This window comes from Streptomyces sp. NPDC023481 (assembly GCF_055560195.1).
In genome coordinates this window covers 80,436-97,762 of record NZ_JBVHJE010000011.1, presented here as the reverse complement: position 1 = coordinate 97,762, position 17,327 = coordinate 80,436, and the positions used below count along the sequence as shown (strand labels likewise).

Below are 17,327 nucleotides of genomic sequence, written 5' to 3'. Positions count from 1 at the left end.
TGAACCTTGAACTTCCTTACCATCGGTCACCGCGGTGTCATGGGCGTCGAGCCCGAGAACACCCTCCGTTCCTTCGTCGCCGCGCAGCGGGCCGGCCTGGACCTGATCGAACTCGATCTGCACCTGAGCAAGGACGGCGCCCTGGTCGTCATGCACGACGCCGAGGTGGACCGTACGACCGACGGGTCCGGGCCGATCGCCGAGATGACCCTCGCCGAACTGCGCGCCCTGGACGCGGGCCGCGGGGAGCGGGTGCCGGTGTTCGAGGAGGTCCTGGAGGCGGTGCACGCGCCGTTGCAGGCCGAGATCAAGGACGTGGCGGCGGCGCGTGCGCTGGCCGAGGTGCTGCGCGCCCGGGATCTGACCGCGCGGGTGGAGGTGTCCTCGTTCCACGACGAGGCGGTCGCCGAGATCGCGCGGCTGGTGCCGGGCGTGCGCACGGCGCTGGTCGCGAGCCGGTACGGCACCGACGTGGTGGACCGCGCCGTCGCCGCGGGCGCCGCGACCGTGTGCCTCAACATCCGCCGGCTCACCCTGGAGATCGTCGAGCACGCGCGCGCGTCCGGGCTGCGGATCATCGGCTGGGTGGTCAACACGCAGGACCACCTGCGCCTGGTCCGCGCGCTGGAGCTGGACGGGGCGACGACGGACTACCCGGAGATCAAGCGCACGGGCCGGTTCACGGCCTAGGTACGTTCTTTCGCCTAGGTCCGTTCTTTCGCCTAGGTCCGTTTCTTCGGAGGGCCTGGCGTACGGGCCCGGGCGGTCGTTCAGACGAGCTTCTTGACCAGCAGCTCGAACTGGAGGTCGTCGCGCTGCGGGATGCCGAAGCGCTCGTCGCCGTACGGGAACGGGCTCATCCGTCCCGTACGGCGGTAGCCGCGGCGCTCGTACCAGGCGATCAGGTCGTCGCGGACCGAGATCACCGTCATGTGCATCTCGGTGGCTCCCCAGGTCTGCCGGGCCTGCCGCTCCGCCTCGGCGATGACGGCCTTGCCGAGGCCCGCGCCCTGGAGGGACGGGCTGACGGCGAACATGCCGAAGTAGGCGTGGTCGCCGCGGTGCTCCAGCTGGCAGCAGGCGACGACCCGGCCGTCCTGCTCGACGGCCAGTAGCCGGCTGTCGGGCGACTTGACGACCTGCAGCACGCCCTCCGGGTCGGTCCGCTGTCCTTCCAGGATGTCCGCCTCGGTGGTCCATCCGGCCCGGCTGCTGTCTCCCCGGTACGCCGACTCGATGAGGGCGACCAGGGCGTCCACGTCACCGTCGTCGGCGTCGCGGAAGATAAGTCCGGTGGCGGGCGTGTCCATGGCGGCGTTCTCCGATCTCGGGCGTGGCTGAGCCAGGGACGAGGGTAACGCTGCCGCTAGCCTCCGGTGCATGGTGCATGTACTGAGCAGCCGCACGCTTCTCCAGCCCACCGATCCCGAGCGGTCCCGGGCCTTCTACGGCGGCCAACTGGGCCTGGCGGTGTACCGGGAGTTCGGTACGGGCCCGGACCGCGGGACGGTGTACTTCCTGGGCGGCGGATTCCTGGAGGTCTCCGGCCGCTCCGACACCCCGCCCTCACCCTCGGTGCGTCTGTGGCTCCAGGTCGAGGACGTGACGGCGGCGCACGAGGAGCTGCGGGCCAGGGGCGTCGAGATCCTCCGGCCCCCGCAGCGGGAACCCTGGGGCCTGGTCGAGATGTGGCTCAGCGACCCGGACGGCGCGCGGATCGTCCTGGTGGAGGTACCGGAGGACCACCCCATGCGCTGTCGGCCGGGGATCTGACGGGGCGCCGTCGGCGGGGTGCGGCTCAGCGGCCCGGCGGGCGGCGGTGCCGCGGGACGGCTGGGCGCCGGTTCGCCCGCGCGGCCGCTCCGGCCCCCAGGCGTCGTACCCGGCGGTGCCGGTCAGGCGCGCAGCGCCTCGATGCGGCCCTCCAGCCGGCCGAGCAACTCGGCCAGCAGACCGGACAGTTCATCCTGGCCCTCGGGGGCGAGGACGGACAGGACGGCGCTCTCGTAGGCGAGTTGCTCCGGGAGGATGCCGTCGACCAGGTCGCGGCCGGCGTCGGTGAGGCGGAGGTGGGCGACGCGGCGGTCGCGGGTGTCGCCGCGCCGCTCGACCAGGCCGCGCTCGGTCAGCTGCCTGACCCGCTTGGTGACGGCGGCGCCGGAGGAGAAGGTCTCCCGGGCCAGCTCCCCCGGGGTCAGCTCGTGGCCGGTGCGGCGCAGCGCGCCGAGCAGGTCGAACTCGGGGCGGCTCAGGCCGGCCCGGCGCAGCGGGGCGTCCTCGGCCTGCTGGAGCAGTGCGGCGCAGCGGTTGACCCGGCCGATGATCTCCATGGGCCCGGTGTCCAGCTCGGGGTGGACGGCCCGCCACTGGCGGACGACGGCGGAGACGGTGTCGCCGCGCGCGGGGTCGGTGCCGGCCCCCGGCCGGGTACCGGCCGTGTCGCCTGCGGGCGTCGGTCCGCCGTTCGTCGCCGTCATGGCCGTATGTCCTCCGTCGTCCTGCCCGGGTCCGGGTCACGGTCGTGAGCCCGGCCCGGGTCCGCGTCCCGGTCCGCCGGTACGAGCCCCTGACGCCGTACCGTCGCCGCGAGCGTACGGTGTCCGGACTGTTCGGTGAGCACGACCCGCTCCTCGGGCAGCGCGCGCTGCCACCACTCGCCGGCGGCGGCGTCGGCGGTGGCGCGCAGGTCGGCGAGGGCGGCGGCGAGGCCACGGCGGGCGGACTCCAGGGCCGGCGGGGCCGGGTGCGGCTCGGCCAGCAGCCGGGCGGCGTTCTCGCGGGCCCGCTCGGCCGCGGTCAGCGCCTGCTCCAGACGGTCGCCGGCGCGCCGGTTGGTGACGGCGACGGCGGCGACGAAGCCGACCAGGGCGCCGACGACGGTGTCCGCGAGCCGGTCGGTGATCAGCTCGGCGGGGCTCTGCGCACGGGCGAACTCGGTGACGAGCAGCGCCATCGGGGTGACGCAGACGGTGCCCAGCCAGTAGTTGCGGCCGATGAGCGCCTCGGCGCCGAAGTTCAGGGCGAGGCTGCACAGCACCAGGGCGGCGGGGTGCAGATGGGCGAGCGGGGCGAGGGCGGCGAAGACGAGGACGCCGACGAGGTTGCCGACGACCCGCTGGACGCCCCGCTTCCAGGTGAGGCTGACGTTGGCCTGGTAGAGGGAGGCCGCGGTGACCAGGGCCCAGTACGGGCGGCCGACGCCGAGGGCGAGGGCGGCGTACCCGGCGAGGGCGCAGCCGAGGGCGGTGCGTACGGCGAGCGGGGCGAGGGGGGCGAGGAGGTGCCACGGGGAGCGGGGCGGCAGGGCCTGTTCGACGGCGACGCCGAGGAGTTCCTCCGCGGACTCGCGCGGCGCCTCCACCCGCGGGACACGGCCGGTGCCGCGCAGGTCACGGGCCCAGGCGCGCAGCCGTTGGGGGTCGGTGTCGGCGGGGGCGGCGAGGGCGACCTCGGCGCGGACGACGAGCTGTTCGAGGGCGCGCCGGGTGCGGTCGGGGCGGGTGCCGGTGGCGAGCAGCGACTGCCAGGCGGCGTGGATCGCGGCGGCGCACGCGGCGCGAGCCCGGGCGTGGCCGTCGGCGGTGCCGCGGGTGCCGGCGTACGCGGCGGCGGCGTTCAGGGCCTGCGCGGTGGCGCGGCGCTCGGGGCCGTGCGGGCGCAGCAGCCCGGGGGCCATGCCGACCAGCCAGGCCCAGGCGCCGGCGGCCAGGGCCAGCCCGAGGTGCCCGGGGATCCGACCGGGGGTCTCGGGGACGAACAGCGAGGCGGAACTGATGAAGGTGAGGACGACGTTGGCGGGCGGTCCGATCCGGGTGGCGTCGCACACGGCTTTCTGGAGTGCCGCGAGGACGGCGCCGACGGTGACGAGGACGACGGCGTTCGTGGTGAGCGCCGCGGCGAGCAGGGCGACGGCGAGGCCGCCGACCATCCCGAGCACCACCCAGGCCAGGGCGCGGGCCCGGGCGGCGTAGGGCCGGTTGTGGCCGTAGAGGGCGCACAGCGAGCCGGCCATCGTGTACATGGCGAGGTCGAGGCGGCCGATCGCGAGGAGGGCGAGATTGGGCGGGGCGACCGCGACGACCACGCTCAGCGCGGGCTTGAACCAGATGTCCGAGGGGCGTCCCAGGCGGAGCACTCCGGCGAGGGGAAGACGGTGGGGGGTCGCACTGCTCATCCCATCAATTTAGCATGTGTTTTACTCGTAAAATAATTGACCTCGCGGTGGCGCCACCGGCCGCGCTCCCCCGCATGCTCCCCGTGTACACCCTTGCGCTCGCGTGCGCGCCTCGGGCGGTGGGCATCGCATCCCTCGACCGACCGTCGAGCGTGGAGGTGCGCGTGCACGGACCGGTGACGACCGCCTGGCCGCTGGTCGCGCTGTGCGCGGCCACCGGGGCCTACTGCCTGCTGCGGATGCGCAGCGCCGTCGAGGAGCAGCGCCGGGCCGCCGGCGGCGAGGCGCTGATGGGTTTCGGGATGGCCGCGATGGCCGTACCGGCGGCCGCGTTCACACCGCCGAGATGGGCGTGGCCGGTGTACGCGGCCGTGTTCGGCGCGGCCGCCGTGCGCGCGCTGTGGTCCGCGCGCGGCGCCCCGCGCCATCTGCACCACCTGGTGGGCAGCGCCGCGATGGTCTACATGGCGGTGACGATGGCCGCGTCCCCGCCCGCCGCCCACCATGTGCACGGCGGTAGCGGGGTGCCGCTGCTGACCGGCGCGCTCCTGCTGTACTTCACGGGGTACGTGCTGCTGTCCGGTGCCCGGCTGGTGCCCGCCGCCGCTCCGGCGGGCGGTCCCGGCCCGGCCCGCTGGGGCGACCACCCCGAGCTGGCCCGGGCCTGCCGGCTGTCGATGGGGATCGGCATGATGACCATGCTGCTGACGATGTGAGCCGTGGCCTTCCGGCCCGCTCGGCGCCACGGGGGTCAGCCGTTGAGGGTGCGCATCAGCTCGGGGGCGTAGCGGTCGCCGGAGACGATGCCGCGCGGGGCGACGGCCTCGATGGCGGCCAGGTCCTCGTCGGTGATCGTCACGGTGGTGGCGGCGACGTTCTCCTCCAGGTAGCGGCGGCGCTTGGTGCCGGGGATGGCGACCGCACCCCGGCTCAGCACCCAGGCCAGGGCCAGCTGCGACGGCGAGACCTCCTTGGCGGCGGCGAGGCGCCGGACCTCGTCGACCACGGCCAGGTTGCGGGCGAAGTTGTCGCCCTGGAAGCGCGGGTCGCCGCGCCGGAAGTCGTCGGCGGCGAAGTCGTCCGGGCTGGTGATCGCGCCGGAGAGGAACCCGCGTCCGAGCGGCGAGTAGGCGACGAGGCCGATCCCCAGCTCGTCGAGGGTGGCCATGACCCCGTCGTCCTCTATGCCGCGCTCGAAGAGCGAGTACTCGGTCTGGACGGCGGTGATCGGGTGGACGCGGTGGGCGCGGCGGATGGTCGCCGGGGCGACCTCGGACAGGCCGATGTGGCGGACCTTGCCGGCGGCCACCAGCTCGCTCATGGCTCCGACGGTCTCCTCGATCGGCACCTGCGGGTCGACCCGGTGCAGGTAGTAGAGGTCGACGTGGTCGGTGTCCAGGTGGCGCAGGGAGCGGTCCAGGGAACGACGGATGTACTCGGGGCGCCCGTTGTGGCCGACGAGCGTGCCGTCGTCGGTGAACTCGACGCCGGTCTTGGTGGCGACGACGGCCTGCTCGCGGCGGCCGGCGAGGGCCTTGCCGAGCAGCCGCTCGTTGGTGAAGGGGCCGTAGCCCTCGGCGGTGTCCAGCAGGGTGACGCCCAGTTCCAGGGCGCGGTCGATGGTAGCGAGCGACTCGGTCTCGTCGGTGCTGCCGTAGAAGGCACTCATGCCCATGCAGCCGAGTCCTTCGGCGGAGACGGTCAGGCCCTGGCTGCCGAGGGTGCGGAGTTCCATGATGATCATCCTTGCTGTCGCGGGTCGCCCCGCGGTGTGTGACGGGTTGGCGGGCACGGCGGCGGGGGGGCCGTGCGGCCGGCACGTCCGACGTGGCCGGCGGGCGGGCGTGTCGGTACGCGGGGCGGTCAGCGCACCCAGGCGCCGGTGAGGTTCTGGACGGCCGAGCCGTCGAGGTCGGCGAGGGTGGTGGCGACGAAGTCGCGGGCCCACTGCGAGGTCTGGACGCGGAAGGGCGGGCGGTCGGCGGTCAGGGCGTCGATGATCGGGGCGGCTGCCTCGGCCGGGGTCTGGGCGTTGTCGAACGCCTGCCGGGTGCGGGTGAGGTAGGTCTCCAGCGCCGGGCTGTAGGGCCCGGCGGCGGCGAGCAGCGCCGGGACGTCCAGGCCGAGATTGGCGACGAACTCGCTCGCCACGGCGCCCGGTTCGACCACGGTGACGTCGACGCCGACGGTGGCGGCGACCGGCGCGAGGGACTGCATGAAGCCCTCGACGGCGAACTTGGCCGCGCAGTACGCCTCGTTGAAGGGCTGACCGACGGCGCCGCCGACGCTGGTGACGCTGATCACCCGGCCCTGCGACGCCCGCAGGTGCGGCATGGCGGCCCGGGTCACCGCCACCACGCCGAAGAAGTTGACCTCCATGGCCGCGCGGACGTCGTCGACGCCGCTCTGCTCGATGGTGCCCACCTGGGCGGCGCCGGCGTTGTTGACCAGCGCGTCCAGGCGGCCGTGCTCGGCGACGACCTCGTCCAGGCAGGCGGTGACACCCGCGTGGTCGGTCACGTCCAGGCGCCTGACCTGGATCCGGTCCGCGACACCGGCCTCGGTGGCGGCCTTGAGCAGGGACTCGGCCTTGCCGGTGTCGCGCATGGTGGCGATGGTCCGCCACCCCGCCCGGGCGGCGCCGACGGCGGCGGCCAGGCCGATGCCGGAGGAGGTACCGGTGATGAGAACCGTCTTGGGAGAGGTCATGAGGGGTCTTCCTTGCGTGGGGGCACGACGGACCGAAGCCCGTAACCGGGGAGTCCCCCGGTTATCCGAAACGGTAAGCGGGGAACTCCCCGGTTGTCCAGCTAGACTGGTCCCCGACGAAGGGAGCAGCCTTGACCACCAAGCCGAGCGCGTTGCGCGCCGACGCCCGCCGCAACCGGGAGCGCATCCTCGAAGCGGCCGTGCGCGCCTTCTCCGAGAAGGGCCCGGACGTCGCGATCGACACCATCGCCAAGGCGGCGGGCGTCGGCTCGGCCACGCTCTACCGCCACTTCCCCACGCGCGAGGCGCTGGTGGAGGCGGCCTACCGCAACGAGCTGGCCCGTGTCTGCGACAGCGCCGAGAAGCGGCTCGCCGAGAACGCGCCGGACCGGGCGATGCGCCTGTGGATGGACGACTTCATCGACTACGTGGCCGCCAAGCAGGGCATGGCGGACGCGCTGCGGGCCGCGGTCGCGTCCGGCGCGGACCCCTTCGCCGAGTCCCTGGACAGACTCGGCACCGCGCTGGGCACCCTGCTGGGCGCCGGCGCCGACGCCGGCCTCCTGCGCCCGGACGTCGACCCCCTCGACGTCGGCTTCAGCCTGGCCGGCGTCGCGCTGATCACCAGCGCCCCCGACCAGCGCGAAAGGGCCGGCCGCCTCCTCGACCTGCTCCTCGACGGGCTCCGGTACGGAGCGGACGGGCGGGCTGCCACGTCGTAGGGCCGTCGACTCGACGCGCCGCTGGCGCACGAGCAGGGGCACGCGCAGGCCCGGCCGAACAGTGCAGCAGCCCGTCGCGCCGGGAGCGCGGGGCGTGTTCGGGCCCGGTCCGGCGCCGCAGGCGCACGTGCCGCACCGGGTACACCGCCTGCTGACGGCCCCGGACCGGCTGCCGGCGCTGCACCGGCTGCGGCTGACGGCGGCCGCCGCGCTGGTCCCGGTGCTGGTGGCGCTGGTGCCCGGGCTGCGGGCGCTGGGCTGACCTCAGCCGCTTGGCCAGGGGCCGCCCGTCGACAAAGATCGCTGTATGCACCGAAGCCCCACCGCTCCCCCGTCGCCTCCCTCCCCCTCCCCTGAGCCGACGCCGGCGCTGCGCACGTCGGCCCGCGTGGCCGTGGCCCTCGGCGCCTGCTTCATGGTGCTGCTGGCCCTCGTCGCCCTGCGCTGGCACCCGCTGCTCGCCGTGGACGGCCGTGTCTCCCGCGTCACCCACCGCTGGGCGGTGCACGAGCGGGAGGTGACGCATGTCTTCCGGGTGCTATCGGACTGGGTGTGGGACCCGCTGACCATGCGTCTGCTGGCCGGCGCGGCGGTGGTGTGGCTGGTCTGGCGGCGCGCGGCCTGGTGGACGGCGCTGTGGCTGGCGGTCACCTGCGCGGTGGCCTCGCTGGTGCAGCAGTCGGTGAAGGCCGTCGTCGACCGGCCCCGACCGGTCTGGCCGGACCCCGTCGACTCCGCCCACTACGCGGCCTTCCCGTCCGGTCACGCGATGACCGCGACCGTCGTGTGCGGCCTGCTGCTGTGGCTGCTGCACCGCCGTGGTGCGGGCCGCGCCCTGTGGTGTACGGCGGTCGCGGCGGCGCTGGTGTCGGTGGTGGGCGTGGGCATGACCCGGGTGTGGCTGGGCGTCCACTGGCCCTCCGACGTGCTGGGCGGCTGGCTGGGCGGGGCTCTGCTGGTGGCCGTGGCGGTGCTGGTGTACGAGTGGCCGCAAAACGCGCGGACCCGGTTGCCGCAGCGCCGGCGCCGGTAAAGTCCCGTCCCTGGCCGCCGTGTTGTTCGACTTCTCCGGGACACTGTTCCGCGTCGAGAGCGCCGGGTCCTGGCTGCGCGCGGTGCTGCTGACCCTGCTGGACCTGGTGAGTTGAGCGGCGGCCCGGGGGAAGGGGCGGCGGGTGCCGTCCGTCCGGGACACTCCCCCGCGTCGCCCCGGACGAACGGCTGTTCCGGGGCCCCGGACACAGGGGTACCCCGCTGCGTTGAGTATAGTTGGCTGGCAGCCAGTCAACGCAGGAGTTACAGGATGTCCCCGCGCAGCGCCTCGGTCAATGAAGAATTGCGGCGGCGTTCCCGCGAACGGCTGCTGCAGGCCGCCGTCGAACTCGTCGGTGAGCATGGGTTCGAGGCCACGACGCTGGGCGACATCGCGGACCGGGCCGGTTCGGCGCGCGGACTGGTGTCGTACTACTTCCCCGGCAAGCGCCAGTTGGTGCAGTCGGCCGTGCACCGGCTGATGCACCGCACGCTGGAGGAGGCACTGGAGCGGGAGCCGCGCACCGAGGACGGCCGGGAGCGGCTGGCCCGGGCCATCGACGCGATCCTGGGCCTGACCCGGGACCGGCCCGTGCTGATGCGTCAGCACATGGCGGGGCTGCTGCACGCCGAGGGCTTCGTGCAGTGCCCGGAGCAGCGCCGGCTCGCGGAGCTGCTGAGCGACACGGTGACCCGGTACGGCGCGCAGAACGTGACCGTCGACTACCCCATGCTGCGGGCTCTGTTGATGGGCGCGGTGTACGCGGCGCTGGTGCCGGGGGTGCCGATGCCCGTGCCCGTGCTGCGGACCGAGCTGTTCCAGCGGTACGGGCTGGACTGGGAGATGGGGGTGCCCCCGGAGAGCGAGCCGGGCCCGGCGGCGGGGGGCGGGGATCTGTCCCGGTTCTTCGCCACGGGGGAGCGGCCGGAGGGTTCCTGACCGGGTCGCCCGGACAGGTCAGGGGGCCGGGCAGTCCTGACCGGGTCGACTGGGCAGGGCGGCGGCCCGGGCGGCGGTTCCTGACGGGTTCGCGCCATCGGAGCGGGGGGCCGGGGGGTTCCTGACGGGTTCGCCGCGTCGGGGCGGGGTCCGCCGTGCTTCCGCGTCCGCCAGGCCGCTCATCGGCCCCGTAGGCCACTCTGCGGACGATCGCACTCGTACGCGCGGACGTGCCCGCGGGTCACCCCACCGGCCCCTGCCGCCGGGCGTCCGGCGGTGCCATGCTGGAAACGTCCGCACACTCTCCTTCGGGCGAGGAGTACCGCTGTGCTGCGTGTCGCCGTCGTCGGTTCCGGGCCGAGTGGGTGTTACACCGCCCAGAGTCTGATCCAGCTCGACCCGGAGGTCCGCGTGGACGTCCTGGACCGGCTGCCGTGCCCCTACGGCCTGGTCCGGTACGGCGTCGCCCCCGACCACGAGAAGATCAAGTCCCTGCAGGGCAGCCTGCGGTCGGTGCTGGAGCACGAGCGGGTGCGGTTCCTCGGCGGTGTCCGGGTGGGCGGCCCCGGCGGCCTGCCGGTACGGCGGCTGCGCGAGCTCTACCACGCGGTGGTCTACTGCGTGGGCGCCGCCACGGACCGACGGCTCGGGGTCCCCGGCGAGGAGCTGCCGGGCAGCTGGTCGGCGACCGAGTTCGTGTCCTGGTACAGCGCCCACCCGGACGCGGCCGACGCGGGCTTCCTGCGCGGGGTGCGCTCGGCGGTGGTCATCGGCGTCGGCAACGTCGCGGTGGACGTCGCCCGGATGCTGGTGCGGGGTGCGGCGGAGCTGCGTCCCACGGACATCCCGCAGGCCGCGCTGGACGCGCTGGCCGCGAGCGGGCTCACCGAGGTGCACATGGTGGGCCGGCGCGGTCCCGCCCAGGCCCGCTTCACCACCAAGGAACTGCGCGAGCTGGGGGCACTGCCCGGCACCGAGGTGACCGTGGACCCGGCCGAGCTGGCGCTCGATCCGGCCGATCCCGGCGCCCTGCCGGCCGGCCCGCGCCGCAATGTGGAGGTGCTGCGCGCCTGGGCGGCGCGGCCGGCCACGACCGCGGCCCGGCGGATCCGGCTGCGGTTCTTCCTGCGCCCGGTCGAACTGCTGGAGGAGGTCGGCAGGGTGGGCGCCGTCCGCTTCGAACGTACGGCGCCGGACGCGTCCGGCGGCGTGACCGGCACGGGCCGGTACGAGGACGTGCCCGCGCAACTGGTGCTGCGCTCGGTGGGCTATCGCGGGGTGCCGTTGGAGGGGCTGCCGTTCGACCCGGCGAGCGGCACGATCCCGCACCGGGAGGGCCGTGTGCTGCGGGACGGCGTGCCCTCGCCCGGCGAGTACGTCGCCGGGTGGATCAAACGCGGCCCGACCGGGGTCATCGGCACCAACCGGCCCTGCGCCAAGGAAACGGCGATCACGCTGCTCGCGGACGCCCCCGCACTCGTCCACGCCGACGTACCGGAGGACCCGGTCCCGGCCCTGCGCGCGGCCGGCATCTCCCCGGTCCCCTGGAACGGCTGGCTGGCCATCGAGCGGGCCGAGGCCGCGCTGGGCGCGCGCCTGGGCCGAGGAGTGGTCAAGCTGTCCGACTGGGACACGCTGCTGGGCGCGGCACGGGTGTCGTAACACGCGGGGCGTTCCCGGCGGCCGGTCCGTGCGGGCGGCCGTGCATCGCGCCCGCGCCCTGGGACGCCCGGCCGACGCTCGAGCGGGCCGAGGCCCGGCTCGGGCGGGACTCGGCGCGGCACGGGTGTCGTGGGCACCCGCTCCCGGCGGGGACCCTGCGGGCGGCTCAGGCGGAGGTGCCGGTTCGGGTGGCCTGGTGGGTGGCGGCGGTGAGGAGGGTGTCGAGCAGGCCGGGGAAGAGGGCGTCCAGGTCGTCGCGGCGCAGGGCGTTCATCTTGGCGGTGCCCCGGTAGACCTGCCGGATGACCCCGCTCTCCCGCAGCACCCGGAAGTGGTGCGTGGTGGTGGACTTGGTCACCGGCAGGTCGAACTGCGAACAGGACAACTCCGCCTCCTCCGCGGCGAGTTCGCGGACGATCTGCAGTCGCATCGGATCGGAGAGCGCGTGCAGCACGCCCTCCAGCCGGATCTGCTCCCGGTCCGGGTGCGGCAGCGCGCGGCCGGTGGTGGCGGTGTCGGTCACGGCGGCTGCCCCCTCGTCATGGATGCCTGCTGCCCCCTCATTGTACGAGGGACTTCGTAGTTTGACATTCCTCGTAGTACGAGAGGTACCGTACGAAGCCACCAGTGGTCCGCGACGAACGGAGTCCGACGTGAGTGCGCTCTTCGAGCCCATCACCCTGCGCGAAGTGACCATCCCGAACCGGGTGTGGATGCCCCCGATGTGCCAGTACTCGGCGGAGCCGGAGGGCCCGCTCACCGGCGCCCCGAACGACTGGCACTTCACGCACTACGCGGCGCGGGCCACCGGCGGCACCGGGCTCATCGTGGTGGAGGCCACCGCGGTCTCGCCCGAGGGCCGGATCTCCCCGTACGACCTCGGGCTGTGGAACGACACCCAGGTGGAGGCCTTCCGCCGGATCACCCGCTTCCTCACCGCGCAGGGCACCGTACCGGCGATCCAGCTCGCACACGCCGGCCGCAAGGCGTCGACCGACCGGCCGTGGAAGGGCGGCGCGCCCCTCGGGCCGCAGGCGCACGGCTGGCAGCCGCTCGCCCCGAGCGCGCTGGCGTTCGACGAGCGCCACCCGGTGCCCACCGAGCTGACCGTCGAGCGGATCGGCGAGATCGTCGGCGAGTTCGCCGCCGCCGCCCGCCGGGCGCGTGCCGCGGGCTTCGAGGCCGTCGAGATCCACGGCGCCCACGGCTATCTGATCCACGAGTTCCTCTCCCCGCACTCCAACCACCGCACCGATGCCTACGGCGGCTCGTACGAGAACCGCGCCCGGTTCGCGCTGGAGGTCGTGGACGCCGTACGGGACGTGTGGCCGGCGGACAAGCCGGTGTTCTTCCGCGTCTCGGCCACCGACTGGCTGGAGGACGGCGGCTGGACCCCCGAGGAGACCGTCCGCCTCGCCCACGACCTGCACGCGCACGGCGTCGACCTGCTCGACGTCTCCACCGGCGGCAACGTCCCCGGCGTCACCATCCCCACCGGGCCGGGCTACCAGGTGCCGTTCGCCGCGCGGGTGAAGTCCGGGTCCCCGCTGCCCGTCGCCGCCGTGGGCCTGATCACCGAGGTCGGGCAGGCGCACAAGATCCTGGCGAACGGCGAGGCCGACGCGGTGCTGCTCGGCCGGGAGCTGCTGCGCAACCCGTCGTGGGCCCGCCACGCCGCCCGCGAACTGGACGCGGAGGTCCGGGTGCCGGACCAGTACCACCGCTCGGTCTGAGCCGGGACCGCGCCGGGGGGCGTGCTGCGGTCACGTCGGCAGGAGGCGGGTGACGGCCTGTTCCAGGCGGGGCAGGCCGCGCTGAGCCGCCAGGGCGAGCGCGATCGCGGCCACCACGCCGGCCCAGGCGACCGGGCCGAGCGGGGTGCAGCCGAACACCCGGCTGAGGCCCGGGGTCTGGACCATCGCCACGAGGGCCGCGGCGGAGCCCAGCGAGGTGACCTGCACGAGACGGCTGTCGCGCCGGTCGAGCAGGGTCTGCGCGAGCTGCGTGCCGACCACCCCGCACAGCGCCATGGTGCTGGAGCGGCGGGCGGTGCCCGGCGTGAACCGCCCGATCAGCCAGGCCGTGAGCGCGCCCACGCAGGTGGTCAGCGCCCGGTGCCGGATCTGCCGCAGCAGCGGGTCGCCCAGTACCCCGGCCGCCTCCTCCACGTGACCCAGGTCCGCCTCGCCCTCCTTCTCCGTCACGGCCACCGCCATCGACGGGAACAGGTCGGTGAAGAGGTTCACCATGAGCATCTGCCGGGTGGACAGCGGCGCCCGCCCGGACAGCAGCGTGCCGAGGATGCCGAACCCGACCTCGCCCGCGTTGCCGCCGATCAGGATGGCGATCGCGTCGGCCACGCTGTGCCACAGCGCGCGGCCCTCGCCGACCGCGTCGATCAGCACCGTCAGGTCGTCGTCGGTCAGCACGATGTCCGCGGCGTTGCGCGCGGCGGCCGAGCCCCGCGCGTTGATGCCGACGCCGATGTCGGCGGCGCGGATGGCCGCGGCGTCGTTCGCGCCGTCGCCGACCATGCCGACGACCCGTCCCGCGTCCCGCAGTGCCTCCACGACCTGGAGTTTCTGCTCGGGCGCCACCCGGGCCACCACACCCGCGTCACGCAGCATCCGGGCGCGGGTCGCGCGGTCCGCCGCGGCCAGCTCGTCGCCGGTGACCACCACGGTGTCCTCGGGCCAGCCCAGGTCGGCGGCGATCGACCGCGCGGTCTGCGGGTGGTCGCCGGTGAGCATGACCGGTCGTACGCCCGCGCCGTTCAGGCCGTTCACCAGTGCCGTCGAGGTCTCGCGCGGTACGTCGGACAGCGCCAGCAGACCGGTGAACTCCAGGTCGGCCAGCGGTTGTTCGAGGGCGTCCGTCTCCCGCTCGTCCGGGCCCAGCCGGCGTTCGGCCACCGCCAGCACCCGCAGGCCGCCCCCGGCCAGCGCGTGCGCGGACCGCGAGGCCCCGGCCGGCAGCCCGGCGCAGGCGGGCAGCACCGTTTCCGGGGCGCCCTTGACCACCAGCACAGGCGGCCCGTCGCCGCTGCGGCCGACGGCGGCGGCGTAGCCGCGCGCGGCCTCGAACGGCAGGTCGGCGAGCTGGGTCCAGTCCGGGTCGGGCGGTGCCGCGGCCAGCACGGCCTCGTCGGTGGCGTGCACCGGCCGGTCGGAGCCGCCGTTGAGCCGTGGGCAGGCCCGCGCGGCGGCCCGGACGGTCTCCGCGGAGCCGTCGTCGGCGACCGCGCGGACCGTGCCCTCGGCGTCGGAGGTGCGCACCAGCCGCAGCCGGTTCTCGGTGAGCGTGCCGGTCTTGTCGAAGCAGATGGTGTCCATGCGGCCCAGCGCCTCCAGCGTGCGCGGGGTGCGGACCAGGACACCGCCCCGGCTCAGCCGGCGGGCGGCCGCCAGCTGCGCGACCGTCGCCACCAGTGGCAGCCCCTCCGGGACGGCCGCCACGGCCACCGCCACCCCGCCGCTGACCGCGTCGTGGATCGGGGTGCCGCGCAGCAGCGCCAGACCGGTCACCGCGGCACCGCCGGCCAGGGTCAGCGGCAGCGCCTTGCGGGTGAGTTCCTGGAGCCGGGCCTGCACGCCGGCGGCCGGGGGCGTGCGGGCGGCGAGGTGGACCGCGCGGGCGGCCTCGGTGCGGTCGCCGGTGTCCACGACGATGGCCCGGGCCTCGCCGGCCACCACGGTCGTGCCCTCGAAGAGCATGCAGCGCCGATCGGCGACCGGGGCGTGCGGGGTGGGGTCCGTCTGCTTCTCCACCGGCAGCGACTCGCCGGTCAGCGCGGACTCGTCGACCTCCAGGCCGTCCTGCCACAGCAGCCGGGCGTCGGCGGGCACCACATCGTCCGACTTGAGCTGGATGACGTCACCCGGCCGCTGCTCGCCCGCCTCCACGGTGCGGGCACCGTCGGCCGGGGCCTCCACGGTGCGGGCACCGTCGGCCGGGGCCTCCTCCGGTGGCAGCAGGCGGGCCTTCTGCGTCTGTTCCGCGACCAGTCCGGACAGCGCGCGCTCGGCCCGCAGCCGCTGGACGCCGCCGACCAGGGCGTTCAGGTCGAGGGCGCCGACGACGAGCAGCGCGTCCACGACGGAGCCGAGGATCGCCGACGCCGCCGACCCGACCGCCAGGACCGGAGTGAGCGGGTCCTGGAGTTCGCCGCGGACGGCGCGGCCGAGCCGGTAGGTCCAGCGGGCGGGCGCGGCGGCCGGGTGCCGTGTGACGGCCCGGGCCGCCTCGCGCATCCGGGCGGTCAGCGCGTCGCCGGTGCCGCGGGCGGGTTCTTGTGCCAGCCGGTCCCGGGCCTGGTCGGGGTCGAGGTCGTGCCAGTGCACCCGGGGGCGGGGTTGCGGGGTGCGGGCCGCTGCCACGCGGAGCGCGGCGCCCGCCCCGGACAGCAGCGCCGTCGCGGCGCCGGCGTCGACGGGCGCGTGCCGCAGCCCCGGCAGTACGGACCAGCGGCCACGGCCGCGGCCGGACTCGCCGACGGCGACGAGCAGCCCGGACAGCGCGGCACCGGAGCGGGCCAGGGTCTGGGCTCGGTGGCCGACCCGGCGGGCGGCCGGGATCGCGGTGAGCACCCGCCACACGTCGGGCAGGCCGTGCAGGGCGAGGATGTCGGCGCCCCACACCACCGCGCCGTCCCGGTCGGTCAGCGCGACCGCGACATCGGCGGCCCGCAGCGCGGCCAGGACGTCGTGCTCGTCGGCCGCGCGCACCCGGGCGACCACGAGTACGGCGCTCTCGTCGCCGCGCGCCTCGTACACGACGTCGTCCAGTGGCCGGCGGGCGTCGACGACCTGGTCGGCCAGGCCGGTGAAGTCCTCCAGCGCCGGGTCGTCCACGAGGACGACCCGGAGCCCGGCCCGGCGGGCCGCGTCCAGCACCGGCTCGGCCCAGGCGTCGGCCTCGCCGTCCCCGGTGCGCAGCGCGCTCGGGTGCAGGACGACCGTGCCGGCCATCTCCAGCTCGCGCAGCCGCTCCGGGTCGCGGACCAGGACGCCGGTGCGGGCGAGAGCGGCGCTGAGTACGGCGTGGAAGGCGGCGGGACCGTAGCGGGCGGCCTTCGGGGAGCCGGCCAGCACCGCCTCCGCCACCTCGGCGCCGTCGTGTTTGACCAGCAGGGTGGCCGCGGCGCCCAGGAGGCTGCCGGCGGAGGCGTGGGCCGCGTACTCCTGGGCCGGGGAGACGCGCAGCGGCGGGCGGGGCGGGGCGTCCGGGTCGACGCCGAGGCTGAGCCGGTCGGGCGCGACCAGCCGGTCGTGCACCGTTTCGAAGGCGGCCGCGCGGGCCACCGTCTCGGCCACCTGGCAAGCCCGCAGGGCGCCGTCGAGCACCAGGGAGGTCGGGGTCTGGCCGACGCCGTGGACGACGGCGTTCGCGCAGGCCAGCACGAGGTCCATGCGGGCGTCGCCCAGACGGCCGCGCAGCAGGGCACGGAAGCGCGGGTTCTCCCGCAGCAGGGTCACGACCGCGGTCAGCACGCGGGGCGTGGGGGGCAACCGCAGCGAGTACGCGGTGAGGGCGACGGCGATGCCGATGCCGTCGGCGGCGAGCGTGGCCGCCGCCGCCCGCACTCCGGCCGGGTCGGCCGGATGGACGGTCTCCTCCACGTCGCCGGCCGCCAGGACCAGCCCGTGCCGTTCGGCGAGGCGGGCCGCGTCGTCCACGACCCGGTCGGCGGCCTCCTCCTCGGTCGCGGTCACCACCAGGCGGGCGAGTCCCTGGTCCCAGTAGGCGACCAGCACCTCGGGGTGCTCCGCCAGCGCCTCGGCCAGCCGGCGCGCCAGGCGCGCCGTACCGCCCGCGCGCCGCGCCTGCTCCGGCTCCAGGGGCCGCACCGCCAGGTGGGCGCGCGCGCCGGAACGCCAGTGGTCACCGGCGCCGGGCAGCGCGTTGCGGGCGACCCGGGCCACCCGCGCGGCGGTGTCCGCGCCGCGTACTCCGGCGCGCGCGGTTCCGGCGGCGGCACCGGCGGCCAGTCCGACCGCCGGCGCGGCCGCCCGCGCGAGCAGGCGTGGTGCCGCGGGAAGCAGACGGGCGGCGGCCGAGGGCGCCGAGAGCAGACCGAGCACCGTGGCCT

At 75.3% G+C, this 17,327-nt stretch carries 15 protein-coding genes and 2 pseudogenes; 10 read left to right on the top strand and 7 right to left on the bottom strand.

What is annotated here, in order from left to right; all coding sequences use genetic code 11:
* Positions 1-6 precede the first annotated feature (6 nt).
* Positions 7-690 (top strand): glycerophosphodiester phosphodiesterase, encoded by a 684-nt coding sequence (locus ACZ3ZD_RS21930; RefSeq protein ID WP_467399820.1) that lies wholly within the window; start codon positions 7-9, stop codon positions 688-690.
* 80 nt (positions 691-770) lie between these two features.
* Here the strand turns inward: ACZ3ZD_RS21930 and ACZ3ZD_RS21925 are convergent, their stop codons facing one another.
* Positions 771-1,310, bottom strand: coding sequence for a GNAT family N-acetyltransferase (locus tag ACZ3ZD_RS21925; RefSeq protein WP_467399817.1), 540 nt, complete (start codon positions 1,308-1,310; stop codon positions 771-773).
* Between the two features lie 70 nt (positions 1,311-1,380).
* Between ACZ3ZD_RS21925 and ACZ3ZD_RS21920 the strand changes: the two genes are divergently transcribed.
* A complete protein-coding gene (locus tag ACZ3ZD_RS21920; protein ID WP_467399816.1) occupies positions 1,381-1,773 on the top strand; it encodes a VOC family protein in 393 nt (130 codons plus the stop codon).
* A gap of 122 nt (positions 1,774-1,895) precedes the next feature.
* On the opposite strand, the gene ACZ3ZD_RS21915 is transcribed toward ACZ3ZD_RS21920, so the two are convergent.
* Together ACZ3ZD_RS21915 and ACZ3ZD_RS21910 are read right to left on the bottom strand one after the other, a co-directional pair.
* A complete protein-coding gene (locus ACZ3ZD_RS21915) occupies positions 1,896-2,477 on the bottom strand; it encodes a MarR family winged helix-turn-helix transcriptional regulator (protein ID WP_467399813.1) in 582 nt (193 codons plus the stop codon).
* Positions 2,474-4,174: an FUSC family protein gene (locus ACZ3ZD_RS21910; protein WP_467399811.1), complete on the bottom strand. Its 1,701-nt coding sequence runs from the start codon at positions 4,172-4,174 to the stop codon at positions 2,474-2,476. The genes ACZ3ZD_RS21915 and ACZ3ZD_RS21910 overlap by 4 nt, the downstream gene beginning before the upstream one ends.
* A gap of 164 nt (positions 4,175-4,338) precedes the next feature.
* Here ACZ3ZD_RS21910 and ACZ3ZD_RS21905 point away from each other — a divergent pair, with 164 nt between their 5' ends.
* Positions 4,339-4,890: a DUF5134 domain-containing protein gene (locus ACZ3ZD_RS21905; RefSeq protein WP_467400188.1), complete on the top strand. Its 552-nt coding sequence runs from the start codon at positions 4,339-4,341 to the stop codon at positions 4,888-4,890.
* A 35-nt stretch (positions 4,891-4,925) separates the two neighbouring features.
* Here the strand turns inward: ACZ3ZD_RS21905 and ACZ3ZD_RS21900 are convergent, their stop codons facing one another.
* Positions 4,926-5,909, bottom strand: a complete 984-nt coding sequence (locus tag ACZ3ZD_RS21900; protein WP_467399808.1) for an aldo/keto reductase — start codon at positions 5,907-5,909, stop codon at positions 4,926-4,928.
* A gap of 128 nt (positions 5,910-6,037) precedes the next feature.
* Positions 6,038-6,883, bottom strand: coding sequence for an SDR family NAD(P)-dependent oxidoreductase (locus tag ACZ3ZD_RS21895; RefSeq protein ID WP_467399806.1), 846 nt, complete (start codon positions 6,881-6,883; stop codon positions 6,038-6,040).
* A gap of 131 nt (positions 6,884-7,014) precedes the next feature.
* On the opposite strand from ACZ3ZD_RS21895, the gene ACZ3ZD_RS21890 reads away from it, so the two are divergent.
* From ACZ3ZD_RS21890 to ACZ3ZD_RS21865, 6 genes and pseudogenes are all read left to right on the top strand, one after another.
* Positions 7,015-7,605, top strand: coding sequence for a TetR/AcrR family transcriptional regulator (locus ACZ3ZD_RS21890; RefSeq protein WP_467399804.1), 591 nt, complete (start codon positions 7,015-7,017; stop codon positions 7,603-7,605).
* Positions 7,606-7,867, top strand: a pseudogene (locus ACZ3ZD_RS21885) (M56 family peptidase); the annotation flags it as partial.
* A 45-nt stretch (positions 7,868-7,912) separates the two neighbouring features.
* On the top strand, positions 7,913-8,638 hold the full coding sequence (locus ACZ3ZD_RS21880) for a phosphatase PAP2 family protein (RefSeq protein ID WP_467399801.1): 726 nt from the start codon (positions 7,913-7,915) through the stop codon (positions 8,636-8,638).
* A 10-nt stretch (positions 8,639-8,648) separates the two neighbouring features.
* A pseudogene (locus ACZ3ZD_RS21875) lies at positions 8,649-8,726 on the top strand (hydrolase); the annotation flags it as partial.
* A 182-nt stretch (positions 8,727-8,908) separates the two neighbouring features.
* The gene (locus ACZ3ZD_RS21870; protein WP_467399799.1) at positions 8,909-9,577 is read left to right on the top strand and encodes a TetR/AcrR family transcriptional regulator; all 669 of its coding nucleotides are present in this window, start codon (positions 8,909-8,911) and stop codon (positions 9,575-9,577) included.
* Between the two features lie 327 nt (positions 9,578-9,904).
* Positions 9,905-11,239 (top strand): FAD-dependent oxidoreductase, encoded by a 1,335-nt coding sequence (locus ACZ3ZD_RS21865; RefSeq protein ID WP_467399796.1) that lies wholly within the window; start codon positions 9,905-9,907, stop codon positions 11,237-11,239.
* A gap of 166 nt (positions 11,240-11,405) precedes the next feature.
* Here ACZ3ZD_RS21865 and ACZ3ZD_RS21860 read toward each other — a convergent pair whose 3' ends face one another.
* Positions 11,406-11,762 carry an ArsR/SmtB family transcription factor gene (locus tag ACZ3ZD_RS21860; RefSeq protein WP_467399793.1) on the bottom strand — a complete coding sequence of 119 codons (357 nt, stop codon included), beginning with the start codon at positions 11,760-11,762 and terminating at the stop codon, positions 11,406-11,408.
* Positions 11,763-11,892: 130 nt separating this feature from the next.
* Here ACZ3ZD_RS21860 and ACZ3ZD_RS21855 point away from each other — a divergent pair, with 130 nt between their 5' ends.
* Entirely contained in the window at positions 11,893-12,972 is a 1,080-nt protein-coding gene (locus ACZ3ZD_RS21855) for an NADH:flavin oxidoreductase/NADH oxidase (protein WP_467399791.1), read from the top strand.
* A 30-nt stretch (positions 12,973-13,002) separates the two neighbouring features.
* Here the strand turns inward: ACZ3ZD_RS21855 and ACZ3ZD_RS21850 are convergent, their stop codons facing one another.
* Complete coding sequence (locus ACZ3ZD_RS21850) at positions 13,003-17,319, bottom strand: HAD-IC family P-type ATPase (RefSeq protein WP_467399788.1); 4,317 nt, start codon at positions 17,317-17,319, stop codon at positions 13,003-13,005.
* Positions 17,320-17,327: the final 8 nt, after the last annotated feature.

Bases quoted from the DNA above. Each gene is read 5' to 3' on its own strand.
- ACZ3ZD_RS21920 (WP_467399816.1), top strand. From the start codon at position 1,381: ATGGTGCATGTACTGAGCAGCCGCACGCTTCTCCAGCCCACCGATCCC.
- ACZ3ZD_RS21915 (WP_467399813.1), bottom strand. From the start codon at position 2,477: ATGACGGCGACGAACGGCGGACCGACGCCCGCAGGCGACACGGCCGGT.
- ACZ3ZD_RS21880 (WP_467399801.1), top strand. From the start codon at position 7,913: ATGCACCGAAGCCCCACCGCTCCCCCGTCGCCTCCCTCCCCCTCCCCT.
- ACZ3ZD_RS21910 (WP_467399811.1), bottom strand. From the start codon at position 4,174: ATGAGCAGTGCGACCCCCCACCGTCTTCCCCTCGCCGGAGTGCTCCGC.
- ACZ3ZD_RS21925 (WP_467399817.1), bottom strand. From the start codon at position 1,310: ATGGACACGCCCGCCACCGGACTTATCTTCCGCGACGCCGACGACGGT.
- ACZ3ZD_RS21895 (WP_467399806.1), bottom strand. From the start codon at position 6,883: ATGACCTCTCCCAAGACGGTTCTCATCACCGGTACCTCCTCCGGCATC.
- ACZ3ZD_RS21870 (WP_467399799.1), top strand. From the start codon at position 8,909: ATGTCCCCGCGCAGCGCCTCGGTCAATGAAGAATTGCGGCGGCGTTCC.
- ACZ3ZD_RS21900 (WP_467399808.1), bottom strand. From the start codon at position 5,909: ATGGAACTCCGCACCCTCGGCAGCCAGGGCCTGACCGTCTCCGCCGAA.